At 64.5% G+C, this 12,962-nt stretch carries 16 protein-coding genes and 1 pseudogene; 12 read left to right on the top strand and 5 right to left on the bottom strand.

The features are described from left to right. The 8 genes from D5041_RS07810 to D5041_RS07775 all read left to right on the top strand — a co-directional run bounded on the left by D5041_RS07810 (position 1) and on the right by D5041_RS07775 (position 5,907). Positions 1 to 1,779 carry a DDE-type integrase/transposase/recombinase gene (locus tag D5041_RS07810; RefSeq protein WP_265284266.1) on the top strand — a complete coding sequence of 593 codons (1,779 nt, stop codon included), beginning with the start codon at positions 1 to 3 and terminating at the stop codon, positions 1,777 to 1,779. Beyond that, complete coding sequence (locus D5041_RS07805; RefSeq protein WP_321162200.1) at positions 1,776 to 3,074, top strand: ExeA family protein; 1,299 nt, start codon at positions 1,776 to 1,778, stop codon at positions 3,072 to 3,074. Before D5041_RS07810 ends, D5041_RS07805 begins: the two co-directional genes overlap by 4 nt. A 1-nt stretch (position 3,075) precedes the next feature. Next, positions 3,076 to 3,285, top strand: a complete 210-nt coding sequence (locus tag D5041_RS07800) for a hypothetical protein (protein WP_265284264.1) — start codon at positions 3,076 to 3,078, stop codon at positions 3,283 to 3,285. Between the two features lie 184 nt (positions 3,286 to 3,469). Continuing rightward, entirely contained in the window at positions 3,470 to 3,967 is a 498-nt protein-coding gene (locus D5041_RS07795) for an HI_1489 N-terminal domain-containing protein (protein WP_265284263.1), read from the top strand. Next, positions 3,964 to 4,344 carry a hypothetical protein gene (locus D5041_RS07790; protein ID WP_265284262.1) on the top strand — a complete coding sequence of 127 codons (381 nt, stop codon included), beginning with the start codon at positions 3,964 to 3,966 and terminating at the stop codon, positions 4,342 to 4,344. Before D5041_RS07795 ends, D5041_RS07790 begins: the two co-directional genes overlap by 4 nt. Further along, a complete protein-coding gene (locus D5041_RS07785) occupies positions 4,341 to 4,619 on the top strand; it encodes a hypothetical protein (protein ID WP_265284261.1) in 279 nt (92 codons plus the stop codon). The genes D5041_RS07790 and D5041_RS07785 overlap by 4 nt, the downstream gene beginning before the upstream one ends. Positions 4,620 to 4,648: 29 nt before the next feature. Next, positions 4,649 to 5,275 (top strand): DUF3164 family protein, encoded by a 627-nt coding sequence (locus tag D5041_RS07780; protein ID WP_265284260.1) that lies wholly within the window; start codon positions 4,649 to 4,651, stop codon positions 5,273 to 5,275. Beyond that, the gene (locus D5041_RS07775; RefSeq protein ID WP_265284259.1) at positions 5,272 to 5,907 is read left to right on the top strand and encodes a gp16 family protein; all 636 of its coding nucleotides are present in this window, start codon (positions 5,272 to 5,274) and stop codon (positions 5,905 to 5,907) included. Before D5041_RS07780 ends, D5041_RS07775 begins: the two co-directional genes overlap by 4 nt. A 185-nt stretch (positions 5,908 to 6,092) precedes the next feature. Here D5041_RS07775 and D5041_RS07770 read toward each other — a convergent pair whose 3' ends face one another. Beyond that, positions 6,093 to 7,052 carry an IS5 family transposase gene (locus D5041_RS07770; protein WP_265284258.1) on the bottom strand — a complete coding sequence of 320 codons (960 nt, stop codon included), beginning with the start codon at positions 7,050 to 7,052 and terminating at the stop codon, positions 6,093 to 6,095. A 115-nt stretch (positions 7,053 to 7,167) separates the two neighbouring features. On the opposite strand from D5041_RS07770, the gene D5041_RS07765 reads away from it, so the two are divergent. The 3 genes from D5041_RS07765 to D5041_RS07755 all read left to right on the top strand — a co-directional run bounded on the left by D5041_RS07765 (position 7,168) and on the right by D5041_RS07755 (position 8,818). Further along, positions 7,168 to 7,446, top strand: a complete 279-nt coding sequence (locus tag D5041_RS07765) for a Mor transcription activator family protein (RefSeq protein ID WP_265284257.1) — start codon at positions 7,168 to 7,170, stop codon at positions 7,444 to 7,446. A gap of 5 nt (positions 7,447 to 7,451) precedes the next feature. Beyond that, positions 7,452 to 7,820: a DUF1353 domain-containing protein gene (locus D5041_RS07760; protein WP_265284256.1), complete on the top strand. Its 369-nt coding sequence runs from the start codon at positions 7,452 to 7,454 to the stop codon at positions 7,818 to 7,820. 479 nt (positions 7,821 to 8,299) lie between these two features. Beyond that, the gene (locus tag D5041_RS07755) at positions 8,300 to 8,818 is read left to right on the top strand and encodes a toxin-activating lysine-acyltransferase (protein WP_265284255.1); all 519 of its coding nucleotides are present in this window, start codon (positions 8,300 to 8,302) and stop codon (positions 8,816 to 8,818) included. Positions 8,819 to 8,879: 61 nt separating this feature from the next. Here D5041_RS07755 and D5041_RS07750 read toward each other — a convergent pair. The 3 genes and pseudogenes from D5041_RS07750 to D5041_RS07740 all read right to left on the bottom strand — a co-directional run. Next, positions 8,880 to 9,404 (bottom strand): annotated as a pseudogene (locus tag D5041_RS07750) (nucleotidyl transferase AbiEii/AbiGii toxin family protein); the annotation flags it as partial. Then, complete coding sequence (locus D5041_RS07745; protein ID WP_265284253.1) at positions 9,388 to 10,209, bottom strand: type IV toxin-antitoxin system AbiEi family antitoxin domain-containing protein; 822 nt, start codon at positions 10,207 to 10,209, stop codon at positions 9,388 to 9,390. The pseudogene D5041_RS07750 and the gene D5041_RS07745, both read right to left, overlap by 17 nt. A 262-nt stretch (positions 10,210 to 10,471) precedes the next feature. After that, positions 10,472 to 10,924 (bottom strand): Lrp/AsnC family transcriptional regulator, encoded by a 453-nt coding sequence (locus D5041_RS07740; protein WP_265284405.1) that lies wholly within the window; start codon positions 10,922 to 10,924, stop codon positions 10,472 to 10,474. A gap of 149 nt (positions 10,925 to 11,073) precedes the next feature. On the opposite strand from D5041_RS07740, the gene D5041_RS07735 reads away from it, so the two are divergent. Beyond that, the gene (locus tag D5041_RS07735) at positions 11,074 to 12,201 is read left to right on the top strand and encodes a saccharopine dehydrogenase family protein (protein WP_265283231.1); all 1,128 of its coding nucleotides are present in this window, start codon (positions 11,074 to 11,076) and stop codon (positions 12,199 to 12,201) included. 54 nt (positions 12,202 to 12,255) lie between these two features. Here the strand turns inward: D5041_RS07735 and D5041_RS07730 are convergent, their stop codons facing one another. Beyond that, positions 12,256 to 12,903, bottom strand: a complete 648-nt coding sequence (locus D5041_RS07730; protein WP_265284252.1) for a GntR family transcriptional regulator — start codon at positions 12,901 to 12,903, stop codon at positions 12,256 to 12,258. Positions 12,904 to 12,962 lie beyond the last annotated feature (59 nt).

The raw sequence follows: 12,962 nt of genomic DNA, 5'->3' as shown, positions 1-12,962 counted from the left end.
ATGGGCGCCGTCCTGACCGAAAGACTTGTCGCCGTGGCCCTGGCTGCTCGGGTGGCCGGGCAGGGCGGCAAGGGGGCCGTTTATGAAGCCGCGTGCCGAGAGCTGGGCATGTCCCGCGCGACCTTGGCACGCAAGATCAGGGAGGTTGCCGTCATGGCCCCACGCAAACGCCGAGCCGATGCAGGACAGAGTGCCTTGACTCCCGATGAGGCCAGGCTGATCTCGGCCGCGCTGATGGAGACCACCCGCAAGAACGACAAACGGCTGTATTCGATCAAGGATGCGGTGACGATGCTGCGGGCCAACCGGGCGATTCGCGCGGAGTTTCTGGACATGGAGACCGGCGAGCTGCGGGCTTTGTCGGAGAGCACCATCCACCGTGCCCTGCGCATGTATGGACTGCACCCCGACCAGTTGCTGGCCCCGGCGCCTGTGACCGAGATGGCCAGCCGCCACCCCAACCATGTGTGGCAGATCGATGCTTCGTTGTGCACTTTGTACTACCTGTCCAATGGCCTGAAAGGATTGGACGGGCAGGTTTATTACAAGAACAAGCCGGGCAACCTGGAGCGGGTGTCTGCCAACCGGGTGTGGCGCTATGTGGTGACGGACCACGCGAGCGGCTGGTTGTATGTTGAGTATGTGCTCGGCGCCGAGAGCGGCGAGAACCTGTGCTCGGTGTTCATCCATGCCATACAGGAGCGCGGCGGCGCCGACATGATGCACGGCTGCCCGATGATGATTGTCACCGACCCTGGTGCCGCCATGACCGGCGCGTTGTTTCGCAATCTGTGCCGCGCCTTGGGTGTTGATCTGGTGATCAACGCGGTGGGCAATGCCCGCGCAAAAGGCCAGGTGGAGAACGCCAACAATTTGGTGGAGACCAAGTTCGAGCCTGGTCTGGCGCTTCGGCCGGTGAGCAGCCTGGAGGAACTCAACGCGCTGGCCAAGGCATGGCGGGAGAATTTCAACGCGACCGAAGTCCATCGCCGCCACGGCCGGCCGCGCAGTCTGGTCTGGATGGCGATCCGCGCCGACCAGTTGATCAAGGCGCCATCGATCGATGTGTGCCGCGAGCTGGCGGTGGCCACGCCGGAGAGCCGCAAGGTCACTCCGAAGCTGCGCGTGTCTTTTCAGGGGCGCGAGTATGACGTCTCGACGGCGCCGGGCGTGATGGTCGGCGAGAAGGTGATGCTTACCCGCAACCCCTGGCGCGATGATGCGGCCCAGGTGGTGCTGGTGGGCGAAGACGGCCGCGACGTGTTCCACGTCGTCCATCAGGTGTTCAAAGACGAACTCGGCTTTTCCGTGAAGGCCGCCGTGTTTGGCGAGAGCTACAAGCGCCACGCTGATACCCCGGCGCAGACCGCCCTCAAGGACATCGGGAAACTGGTCACCGGCACCGACAGCCAGACGGACGCGAAGGCCGCCCGCAAGACCAAGTCTGTGCCGTTTGGTGGCCGGCTCGATCCATACAAGCACATTGACGACGCCACGCTGCCTGTGTTCTTGCCGCGCCGTGGCACGGTCCACGGCCTGGTGGCGCCGACGGTGGAACTGCCGCCGCTTTCCCATGTGGATGCTGCCAGGCAGATCAAGCCGAGGGTCGAGTCGGCCGGTGGCCAATGGAGCGCCGAGCACTTCCGGTGGCTACAGCAGCGGTATCCGGCTGGCGTGCACCAGGATCAGTTCGACACGATCGTCGCCGAGCTTTGCGGCCCGCGTGCGGGGCTTCAGAGACCGCTGCAGGTGCTGCGTGCGGTGGCAGGGGGTGGGTGATGTTGAAGCTGAAAAATGTGTTGCTCAAGGCCGGCTGCAGGCAGGCTGACTTGGCCAGGGCGCTGCATGTTTCGCCGGCGAGCGTGGCACAAATCGTCAATCACGGTGAATGGCCCAGGAGTCTGGATGTGCCGGGCCTGCGCGAGCGCATTCGCAGATTTCTGGTGGCCAGGGGCGTCGCGCCGACCAGCCTGGCCAGCATTTTTGACGTTGTGGATCAGCAGGCCGATGTGCGTGAGCGCATCGGCGTTTTCCTCAGCGCGATCGGTGCCGATCCGGCCGATCTGCCCCGTGTTCTTCAAGCAAAGAAGGTGAGCGGTCCGCGCACCAACGCGGACCGCTCGGTCCCCCAGTCGAAATCTGAATCTGCCACCGAGTCCAACCAGGAGGAATCCATGATACTGCGCAAGAAGACTTTGTTTCCAGCCGCCCGCAAGCATTTCGGGCTGTTTCGCGATCCGTTCCAGGATGACGTCCTGTCCCACGAGGATTTGTATGTCAGCCCGGACATCCGCTACGTTCGCGAGGCGATGTTCCAGACTGCCCAGCATGGCGGCCTGCTGGCCGTGGTCGCCGAGAGTGGCGCCGGCAAGACGACGCTGTTGCGTGATCTGGATGCGCGCATCGCGCGTGAGAACCAGCCGATCTTGCTGATCAGGCCCTACGTGTTGGCGATGGAGGACAACGACCAGAAGGGCAAAACGCTCAAGGCGACCCACATCGCCGAGGCGCTAATGGCCGCGGTGGCCCCGCTGGAGAGACCCAGGTCCAGCCCCGAGGCGCGTTTTGCGCAGTTGCACAAGGCGCTGCGCGAGAGCCATGCCGCTGGCTACCGGCACTGCCTGGTGATTGATGAGGCGCATTCGCTGCCGATCCCGACTATCAAGCACCTGAAGCGTTTTTTCGAGCTGGAACTGGGCTTCAAGAAGCTGCTGTCGATTGTTCTGATCGGCCAGCCGGAGCTCAAGGCCAAGCTGTCCGAGCGCAATCAGGACGTGCGCGAGGTGGTCCAGCGCTGCGAGATGGTGGAGCTGGCGCCGCTCGACGGCGGCTGTCTCGATGAGTATTTGAAGTTCAAATTCGACCGCCTGGGCAAGTCGGTCGGCGAGGTGATCGACTCCGGTGGCATCGATGCCCTGCGCGCCAGGCTGACGATTACCACCCGGCGCGATCGCCCTGATACGGTCTCGCTGCTGTATCCGCTGGCGGTGGGGAATCTGCTGGCCGCTTGCATGAATCTGGCCGCCGAGATCGGTGTGTCGACTGTGACCGCTGATGTGGTCAAGGGGGTGTGACATGACTCCCACAGCAGAAAACCTGCACTGCGCCCAGGCGGGCTGCAACACGGCTGACAGGCCGCTGGTCAAGTGCGTGGTGCGGGTCGATGCGGGCGAAGATCGGCACACCTACAGCGGCCTGTTCCCGTCCACCTGCTATGCGGTCATCGACGCGATGGAGCGTTTCGATGACGCGACCCGGGTTCGCGTCAAAAGGGTGTCTGCATGAAAGTCCATTGCTGCCGCGCGCCGGGCCGATGCGGCCCCGGCCAGGTGCCTTACGCGCCCGGCGTGATCGCAGGCCCGTACCGGCGCACGCCGCGTCAGCGGCCGTGGCGCTGGATGCGCCGCACCCTGGCCCAGGCGGCCGTCGTGATCGCTGTCGCAGTCTGGTGTTTGTGGGGGCTGCGCTGATGCAAATCCGATGCCCTTCATGCGGTGCGCAGGCGAGCCTGGACGTGATCGTCGATGACGGTGCCGCGGCCCAGGCGCTGCAGGCCGCGCTGGAGATGAGCGCCATGGGCTCCCTGCTGATCCGCTACCTGGCGCTGTTTCGCCCGGCAAAAAACAGGCTGACCTGGCCGCGCGTTGCCGCGCTGCTTGGCGAGTTGCTGCCGCTGATCCAGCAGGAGCGCCTGGAGCGCAATGGACAACTGCATGAGGCCCCGCTGCACGCCTGGGCATCGGCCATTGAGAAAACCATCGCAGCCCGCGACGCAGGCGCGCTGCGCCCCCCGCTCAAGACGCACGGCTACCTGTTCGAGGTGGTCATCGCCGAGTCGGCACGCGCCAGCGCCCACGCCGCCATGGCGGCGCAGTCTGGCCAGGCCGCCAGCATGGCCCGGCCCCTGTCCAGCACGGCCCAGGCGATTGCCCGCCTGGAACAGCGCAAGCGCGGAGACTTCAAATGAAAGCGCCACGCTGGCTGGAGGTGCGGGTGATCGAGGGGCTGCAAACGCTGCTCACCCTGCGCCTGCGCAACGCGCCAGCGGCAGACACCATCGAAGCGGTGATGGAGGTGTGGCTGGCCGTGTTCATGTCGCGCAGCGTTCGCTGGGAAGAAGCGCGTGACGCGCCGCGCATCCGCGGTGCCTTTCTGAGCATCGCGGGCAGCGTCGATTTCTGGCCTGCCCCGGCGCAGGTGTTTGCTGCCATGCCGCCACCGCCCGAGTTGCCCAGGCTGACCGCGCCGCGCCCAGGCCCTATCCCTGCCGAGGTGAGGGCCAGGCTCGATTCTCTGCTCAGGAGCATGCGCAGCCCGAAATTCACACCAGGAGAAAAACCATGACGACAAAGACCCAAGCCTCAACTGGGGATATGAGCGGCGCCAGCGTTCCTGCGCAACTGCAGGTGAACGTGGTCGGGGCATGGAAGACGGTGCTCGCTTTCGACGCCGGTGACGTGTTTGCCGCCGAGAACGTGCAGCAGGGCGCGCGCCTGCTGTTCGAGGCGGCGCCCGGCACCAGTTGGCGCATCGCCACGCGCGAGGGGCGTCCGCAGGTGCTCAGTCACCTGGGTCAAAACACCTACGGCATCTGGATCGCTCGCAAGGCGCGCATGTGAACCGCCTGTTTTAAAAAAGGAGAAACGCCATGGCAACTCAAACCCCGACCCCCGTGCTCGATGGCTACCGCGTCGATGCCAAGGGCTGCCTGATCCCCGAACATTTGATCCGGCCCATAGACCGGGCACGCGATGAGCTGGTCAAGGAGCTGGCGCACCAGGCGGCATCCGTCAACGCCCGCCTGCGTGCTTTCAAAACGCGGGTTTTTGACGACATCAACGCCTTCGTCGATCTCAGTGGCGAAGAGTACGGCGTGAAGCTCGGTGGCAAGAAGGGCAACCTCACGCTGTTCAGTTTTGACGGCGCGTTCAAGGTGCAGGTGGCCATCTGCGAGCACATGGTGTTTGACGAGCGCCTGCAGGCCGCCAAGCACCTGATCGATGCGTGCATCACCGATTGGTCGCAGGGCAGTCGTGCCGAGATCAAGGTGTTGGTGCAGGCGGCGTTTCAAACAGACAAGGAGGGAAAGATCAACACGGGCCGCGTGCTGGCGCTGCGTCGCCTGGACATTGGCGATGCGAAGTGGCTGACCGCCATGAAGGCCATCGGCGAGAGCCTGCAAGTGGTGGGCAGCAAAGAGTACGTGCGCTTCTACGAGCGCATCGGCAACACCGATCAGTACCGCCCGGTCAGCCTGGACATGGCGGCGGTATGAAACCCGTAGCCGCGCAGGATTCCCGCCGCCGTGAGTTGGCGCAGATTCACGTCGCCCTGCAGCAACTGGGCATTAGCGACGAAGACCATCGCTGCCTGCTGTGGTCGGTGTGCCAGGTCAGAAGCGCCGCTGACCTGGATTGGACGGGCCGCAGGCGCTACCTGGAGCACCTCAAGAAGCTGGGCTTCAAGCCCCGCCCCAAGGCCACAAAACCGGGTCAAGAGGGGCCGCAAGGGCCGGGTCGGGGTCACGTCCCTCGCGCGCTCGCGCAGGACGCGCAGAGCCGCAAAATCCGCGCACTGTGGCTGTTGCTGCACCAACTCGCAGCCGTGCGCAATCCATCCGAGGCGTCACTGGCCGCCTACGTCAAGCGCATCACGCGGGTCGATGCCTTGCAGTGGATCAGCGGCGAGCAGGCCGAGACCTTGATCGAGACCCTGAAGAAGTGGGCCATGCGCTACCTGCCGCTGGCTGTGAAAGAGCTGATGTCGCAGGTCAACGCACTGCAGTTGTCTGACATCGACCGAGGCCAGCTCGATGCCGTGCTGCATAAGGCGTTCACGCACCAGACCTTTGACCCAATGCACTCTGCCTGGGAAAGCTTGAACGACGTTTTGAAGCGAGGGAGATAGACATGGCCGAAGCTGGATTCCAGGACGAGCGCCAGAAGAGCGATTTTTTTAAAAGCAAGGGGCCGGAGCTGCTGGTCGATCTGGCCGCGCAATGCGCCTTGGTGCTGAAGGAGTGTGCCGGCCTCGACAGGGGGCGTTGTTGCATAAATCGACCTTCGAAGATGTACCTCCCCAGGAACACTAATTCAGGTGAGGCGTGCGGACTGCGGGCGAGCCAGAGAGGCCATGCGATTGAGCACGCCCGCACGGATGGCAACCTCGGTGGCCTGCGAGCCAATCGTGCGTGCCCACAGGAAATGGCTGGTCAGCGTCTTCAGACGGTACATCAGGTTCTCCACCAGCGAGCGCTTGTGGTAGCCGCTGGCTTTTTTCCATTCGCGTCGGCTGCTCTTTGCGATCTCGTCAATGGCCGCATTGCGCCAAGTTGCGCCCGGCGTGGCCTGCGGCCAGGGCATGGCGCCTTCGCGCGGGGGAATCGAGGGCGTCGCATCGCGTGCGGCAATCTGCGCGTGGCACGCTTTGGTGTCGTAGGCGCCATCGCCGCCGACGATGCCAATCGGCGTTTCGGACGGAATCTGCTCAAGCAAATCGGTCAGGGCCTCGCTGTCGCCCATCTCTTGGTGGGTCATCAACGCCGCGCAAATCTGGCCGGTCTTTGTGTCCATCGCCAGATGGACCTTGCGCCAGGTGCGGCGCTTGGACCAACCGTGTGTGCGCACCTTCCATTCGCCCTCGCCGTAGAGTTTGAGGCCTGTGCTGTCAACGGCCAAGTGCAGTGGCTCGCTCGGGCGCAGCGCGGGCAAGACGACTTGCAGGCTTTGCGCGCGGCGGCTCAAGGTTGTGTAGTTGGGTACCGGCAGATCCGGGAAGGCAAGCTGGCGCAGGCTTCGAGCGAATCCTTGCAGCGCACGCAGCGGCAGATCAAACACCTGCTTGAGACTGAGCAAGCCTTGGATAACGGCATCCGGGTAGATGATCGGACGTCCGCGCCTGCAGACATCCGCAGCCGGTGCGGGCCTCAGAAGGTTCTTGTCGATCCACACCTCGATATCTCCTCTGGCAATCAGTCCGGCGTTGTACTGCGCCCAGTTCTTGACACGGTAGGTCGCCTTGGGCTCGGTTCGTTGGCTGGTGTCTCTGCGCATGTTCTCTGGCAAAAGGTCGGAAATGTACCTGGTCCGTGTCGCGACTGACAGCAGCGCTTGCTGCTTGCATCGCCGTTGTGCGCACAAACATCAGCACGCTTGTGGTTCGGGATTTATGCAACAACGCCTCGACAGGGACAAAGCCGATCAGGTGGGGCGCGAAATTGCCGACCGCATGGCCGCGCACTGGGGAGGCCAGAACGTCTATTTTCCGATGGGCCTGTCCTACAAGCTCTCGCAACGTGATCGAAAAATTTACGACGACTTCACCGGCGCCAACCACAGCGAACTGGCCCGGAAGTACGGTGTCTCACTTCAGTGGATTTACAAGATCGTGAAGACGGCACGCCAAGAAGAGATGGCACGGCGACAGGGCGCGTTGTTCGCCGAATAAGAGTCATGAGCGCATTCACCACGCCTGCCGACCTGCGCATGCTGGACAATTATCAGTGGCAATTGCTCACCGCGTTTGAGTACCACGTTGGGGCACTTCCAGGCGCCACGGTGATCCGCATCCCCGCAGGAACGATCACCGACCTGGCCAGCGTTCCCCGCTTGCTCTGGGCCATCTTCCCGCCGCATGGCCGCTACGCCAAAGCAGCTATCGTGCATGACTACCTCTACAAGGAGGCCATTGGCTCCAAAGCGTTTGCCGATCAAGTGTTTCTCGAAGCGATGCAAGTTCTCGATGTCCCGCGTTGGCGGCGCGTCCTTATGTACTGGACGGTGTGTCTGTTTGGCCGGGGGAACTATACCCATTCAAGTTGATTTTTGGCCCATGTCACTGGCCGCGACATGTAGCCACAGTGGTTCTGCGAGCCAGACCGCTATCGACGTTACCGTGCGCACCCTGCGAACCGGGAATCGCCAGGCCAGCCCAGATCAAAGCCTGATTTGCCCATTTTCCCGGGGCGGTTGTCGTTTTCGCCCGGTGCAAGTGTTTTTCAGTGCCCATCCCTTCTCTTCCCGACTTTTCCTGCATCTTCCCAGATTTATCGCGCTCTTCCCTGAAAGTTATCTCACCTTTCTTCACTTTATGTCGGGGCCGATTATGGCCAGGTGCGCGGCCCGAGCAGTGGTGTTTTGCTTGGCAAACATTTGAGTGGCGCGGCGATCGGTTTGCGCGGTGCCCTCAAGGGGTTTTCCTACGAAGTTTTTGCCGGCCGGCCCATCAGCCGGCCCAAGGGCTTCAAAACCTCCGGCAGTGTTGCCGGGTTCAGCGCCAACTGGTCGTTTTAACTGCCCGCATGGACAAGACCCCGCTCTCCCTGATCGCCCCCGGTCTGATCGCGCAGACCTGGAGCGAGGCGCCGGTACTGGGAAGCGCCGTCTGGTTGTGGATGCAATCGACATCCCATCGCAATCTTCCCCTGCATACCCTGCCGGTCCTGCTTCTTCCCGCGATCAAGAGCCGCCAGTTCATTCTGGCCAGCGAAGCAGGACGCCCCGTTTTCTATCTCTCATGGGCCAATCTCGACCTGGAAGCGGAACGCCGGTATCTGGCAAACAGCCCGCTCCTGATGCCCGAAGCCGATTGGAATAGCGGGGATCGCATGTGGATTCTCGATTGGGTGGCCCCCTTTGGCCACACGCGGGCCATGAACCATATTCTCAAACGGCAGTTCTTCGCCAATCGCTGCATGCGCGCGCTCAATCACCGGGGCAACGAGCGCGGTCTGCGGATCAAGGCGTATCGCGGCGCGGCCGTCTTGCACGAGGAAGCCAGGGAGTGGTTCACGACCCATCCGGCAGCCTGCCCTGATTGACGCGCGCGCTCCGCGCCGGCGCCCTCCGGTGCTTGTGGGTTGCGTTCGGCGCGGGCCCGGGGAGCAGCGGGCCGATGTCGAACAGGTCGCGAGGATGCTGCCGCGACAACGCGGCAGCCAGCTTGCCGGCATAGAGATCGGCAAAGTCCAGCACCTGCGCGCAAGCGAAGCCGAAGGCCTCCTCGACCCTCGGCCGAACCACCATGTTGCGCACCGGATGCACCGTGCCGCGCATCACCGGCGTCGTCTCGATCTGCACGCGGGCACGACCTCGGCTGGCGACCAGGCGCGTGACGGTCCGCGTTCCCTCGCCCGCCGAAATCTGCACCTGCAACTGCATCGGGCGGGCTCGAAGCAGATTCGCCAGTTGCTCCAGGGCAGCCGCAATCTGGACCGCATCCTCGGCGAAGTCGTGGACGGGCAGCCAAGCAAGGTCGATGTCCACCGACAGCCTGGGAAGGTCATGCTCAAACAGGTTGATCGCCGTCCCGCCCTTGAGCGCGAAACGCGGCTCGCGCGCCAGCACGGGCAGGATGTCGACCAACAGTTGCACCCTGTCGGTGTAGCGCTTATCCCAGGTGCTCATCCAGGTCTCCCGGCAAGGTGATCTGATAGGTGGGGTGCAGGCGCCCACCCGGCACCAGGGATCGCTTGCCCCGGCCCAGGTCCACGCCTTCGAGCGGCGTATGGGACAGCCATGCGTGCCCGTGGCGATGCGCCAGCGCCAGGAACAGGCGCTTGGCCTTGACGCTGCCGCAACGGCGCAGCAGCATGCCGACCCGTTCGGGGCGCAAGGTCGCCATGCCCTGCATCAGCGCATCGGCTTCATAGACCGCCGGCGCGTCCAACACGCCATCGCAGAGTTCCAGCATGGCCCGCTCCGGCGTGGAGCAGACCACGGCATCCATGCCCGGGCCGGACTCGCGCCTGTCCAAGCCTTGTTCCAGCAACGCCTTGTCCGGCACCTCTGGCGTGAAATGGAGCACCGGCGGGTCGAACGGCCTCTTGCCGCAGGCCTGCAGGCGCTCGGCCAGCGGCATCTTGGTGGCCCATCCCGGCAACCGATCCGACCCGTAGAGCGTCACCGCGGCCGCCTCGCCCAGGCGCAGGTAGTGCTCATGCCCCTGCCAAGCCAGTGCGAACCGGCCGCCCACGTGCAGGGAAAGCGCTTCCCGCACCTGCAACGCGCGCACCACGCCCTCCCATTGCAGTCGCCCGCCCTGGCGCATGTACACGCCACGCGCGGGCGACACCAGCCAGCCGCTGGCCGCGTAGCGCGCGATCAGGCTGTTGGAGTAACCGTGCGCCTTCAGCCAGCGGCTGGAAACCAATCCGGTATCGCCCAATCCGGCCAGCAGCGGTTTTAGCTTTGACTTATTTTGATCACTCATAGTGATCAAAATACACGTTTCATAAACTTCTGACAATCCCCATGGGTTTAAAAAGTCTTTGAAATGATCACTCCGGGTGCCCTTTCTGCAACTTTTACGAACTCCTTGGGCGCTCGCCCATCTGAGCATCCGCAGGTCAACACCGCCCGGACCCAGCGTTCGAATCGGTCACGGTTCCGAAGTTGGCGGTCACGTTCGCCGAAATACCCAGTTGATGGGCTTGCGCCGGGGGCTGAGCCAATTACGGAAAATTCACACGCGCTCAGGCCCCCGCGCTGCGGCGGTCGATCTTGCGGCTGAGAACGATGCTTGTCTGCGTCTGGTGCACGCCGTCGAGCTGGCCCACGCGGTCGAGCAGGGTGTCGAGTTGCTCGTGGCTCGCGCAGCGCAGGAACACCAGGTAATCAAACGCGCCGCTTACGGCAAAGACCTCCTCGACCTCGGCCATGGCCTGCAGCGCGCCCAGCACGGTGGGCGCCGTTCGGGGACGCACGCTGATGGAGCACCAGGCGCGCACCGTGCTGGCGTCGAGCCGGGCGCCCAGCCGCACGCCGTAGCCGGCGACCACGCCGGAGCGTTCCAGCCGCGCCATGCGCGCCACCACCGTGGTGCGCGCCAGCCCGAGCTGGCGCGCCAGCGTGGCCGTGCCCGCGCGCGCGTTGGCCTGCAGCAAGCTCAGCAGCCGGCGGTCGGTGGCATCGAGCGGTGGGGCCATGGAATCCATGGTGGCGATTGTATTCGCCGGTATGACGATATAAAAACAAGATTCCGACGCTTTTGACGCTACACATTGACCTTGATCCTGCCTACCATCGATTCTTCTCTGGAACCATCCGATCAGCCGACACGACAAGGAGCGCCTCCATGACACAGCATCCATCCCGTTGCAACGGCCCGCGCCGCGCAATCACCATCCTGGGGGCGGGCCATATCGGCTTTGCCATGGCGCTGCTGCTGCGCCAGGCGGGCGATTACGACATCCTGGTCGCCGACCGCGACCCGGCGTGCCTGGCGCGTGCGGCCACGCTCGGTGTGGCCACGCAGCAAACCAGCGACGCCGCGGGCTGGCTGGCGGCCATCCAGGGGCGTTTTGCCGTGCTCGACGCGCTGCCGTTTCATTGCGCCGTCCAAGTCGCGACCCTGTGCGTGCAGGCGGGTGTGCATTACTTCGACCTCACGGAAGATGTGCCGAGCACCCGGGCGATCCGGGCGCTGGCGGCCAACGCCCGCCAGGTGCTCATGCCCCAGTGCGGCCTGGCGCCGGGTTTCATCGGCATCGTGGGCCATGACTTGGCGCGGCGCTTCGAGTCCCTGCACAGCCTGCGCCTGCGCGTGGGGGCGCTGCCGCGCTACCCGCAGGGCGCTTTGCGCTACAACCTGACGTGGAGTACCGAGGGCCTCATCAACGAATACTGCAAGCCCTGCGAAGCCATCGTGGACGGCGCGCGCAGCACGGTTGCGGCGCTCGAGGGCCTGGAGCGCTTTGCGCTCGACGGCGTCGAGTACGAGTCCTTCAACACCTCCGGCGGCCTGGGAACGCTCACCGAAACGCTGGCCGGCAGGGTGCGGCAGCTGGACTACCAGTCGATCCGCTATCCGGGGCATTGCGCCATCCTGAAGCTGCTGCTCGATGACCTGCGCCTGCGCGAGCGGCGCGATCTGCTCAAGGACATTCTGGAGGCCGCGATCCCGAGCACCGATCAGGACGTGGTCGTGGTGTTCGCCACGGCGTCGGGCCTGCGCGGCGGGCGGCTGGTGCAGGACTCGTACTGTTCCCGCATCGTCGGCGCCGAGGTGGCGGGCCATACGCTCAGCGCCATCCAGCGCACGACGGCGGCCGGCATCTGCACGGCGCTGGATCTGGTCGCGCAGGGCCGTTTGCCGCAAAAGGGCTTTGTCGGGCAGGAGGCCGTGGCGCTCGGGGATTTTCTGGCGAACCGCTTTGGGGCCGCGTATGCGGGCGCCTGCGTCGGGGAGGACGTGGCCGCATGAACCACGCCTGCGGTCGTCCGGGCGGCCGGGAAACCGTTCCCCCGGTCGGTCAAGTCAGTTGGGGCTTGCGGCCCTCAGGCCGCGCGCAAAATGCGCCCGCATGGCGCGCTCCGTGGCCTGGGCATCGCGGGCCAGCAGCGCGGCGAGGATGGCGCGGTGTTCCGCGAGGGAGTCCCTGATCCGCCCCTGCTTGAGCAGCGAGTTGTGGCGGTTGAGTTTCATGACCTTGCGCAGATCGGCGACCATCTGGCTGCGCCAGCGGTTGTCGGCCAGTTCCAGCAGCAGCATGTGAAAGCGTTCGTTCACGGCAAAGAAGCGCTCGCGTTCGCCGGCTGCGGCCTCGAGTTCGGCGTGCAGCGCTTGCAGCGCCTGCAACTCGGCCGCGCCCGCGCTCGCGGCCACCGCGCCGGCCGCGTCGCTCTCGAGCAGGCCGAGCAGGTGGTAGACGTCGCGCAGGTCTTGCTCGGACACCACGGTCACGTAGGCGCCGCGGCGCAGCCGCATCGTCACCAGGCCCTCCGTGGCCAAGACCTTCAGCGCCTCGCGCAGGGGGGTGCGGCTGATGCCGAATTCTTCGGCGATCTTCAATTCGTCGATCCAGTCGCCGGGCTCCAGCTCGCGGCGGAAGATGCGCTGGCGCAGTTGCTCGGCCACTTCCTCGTACAGGGCGCGGGGCGTGAGGGTGGAGACGGGGGCGGACATGGGGGTGGATTGTAGGTTGCGCGGAATATTTTGAATTAATAATTATGGGAATGCTATAA

It is taken from the genome of Verminephrobacter aporrectodeae subsp. tuberculatae (assembly GCF_026127385.1).
Taxonomy (GTDB): Bacteria; Pseudomonadota; Gammaproteobacteria; order Burkholderiales; family Burkholderiaceae_C; genus Acidovorax; species Acidovorax aporrectodeae.
The sequence above is the reverse complement of the archived record's forward strand: the minus strand, read 5'-3'. Positions and strand labels throughout refer to the sequence as shown.

What these genes read in the sequence shown, in the direction of transcription:
- D5041_RS07795 (WP_265284263.1), top strand. Translation starts at nt 3,470, where the DNA reads ATGCAAATCCGATGCCCTTCATGCGGTGCGCAGGCGAGCCTGGACGTG.
- D5041_RS07770 (WP_265284258.1), bottom strand. Translation starts at nt 7,052, where the DNA reads ATGCGCAGAGACACCAGCCAACGAACCGAGCCCAAGGCGACCTACCGT.
- D5041_RS07785 (WP_265284261.1), top strand. Translation starts at nt 4,341, where the DNA reads ATGACGACAAAGACCCAAGCCTCAACTGGGGATATGAGCGGCGCCAGC.
- D5041_RS07775 (WP_265284259.1), top strand. Translation starts at nt 5,272, where the DNA reads ATGAAACCCGTAGCCGCGCAGGATTCCCGCCGCCGTGAGTTGGCGCAG.
- D5041_RS07760 (WP_265284256.1), top strand. Translation starts at nt 7,452, where the DNA reads ATGAGCGCATTCACCACGCCTGCCGACCTGCGCATGCTGGACAATTAT.
- D5041_RS07735 (WP_265283231.1), top strand. Translation starts at nt 11,074, where the DNA reads ATGACACAGCATCCATCCCGTTGCAACGGCCCGCGCCGCGCAATCACC.
- D5041_RS07800 (WP_265284264.1), top strand. Translation starts at nt 3,076, where the DNA reads ATGACTCCCACAGCAGAAAACCTGCACTGCGCCCAGGCGGGCTGCAAC.
- D5041_RS07780 (WP_265284260.1), top strand. Translation starts at nt 4,649, where the DNA reads ATGGCAACTCAAACCCCGACCCCCGTGCTCGATGGCTACCGCGTCGAT.
- D5041_RS07745 (WP_265284253.1), bottom strand. Translation starts at nt 10,209, where the DNA reads ATGAGTGATCAAAATAAGTCAAAGCTAAAACCGCTGCTGGCCGGATTG.
- D5041_RS07755 (WP_265284255.1), top strand. Translation starts at nt 8,300, where the DNA reads ATGGACAAGACCCCGCTCTCCCTGATCGCCCCCGGTCTGATCGCGCAG.
- D5041_RS07790 (WP_265284262.1), top strand. Translation starts at nt 3,964, where the DNA reads ATGAAAGCGCCACGCTGGCTGGAGGTGCGGGTGATCGAGGGGCTGCAA.
- D5041_RS07730 (WP_265284252.1), bottom strand. Translation starts at nt 12,903, where the DNA reads ATGTCCGCCCCCGTCTCCACCCTCACGCCCCGCGCCCTGTACGAGGAA.
- D5041_RS07740 (WP_265284405.1), bottom strand. Translation starts at nt 10,924, where the DNA reads ATGGCCCCACCGCTCGATGCCACCGACCGCCGGCTGCTGAGCTTGCTG.
- D5041_RS07765 (WP_265284257.1), top strand. Translation starts at nt 7,168, where the DNA reads ATGCAACAACGCCTCGACAGGGACAAAGCCGATCAGGTGGGGCGCGAA.
- D5041_RS07810 (WP_265284266.1), top strand. Translation starts at nt 1, where the DNA reads ATGGGCGCCGTCCTGACCGAAAGACTTGTCGCCGTGGCCCTGGCTGCT.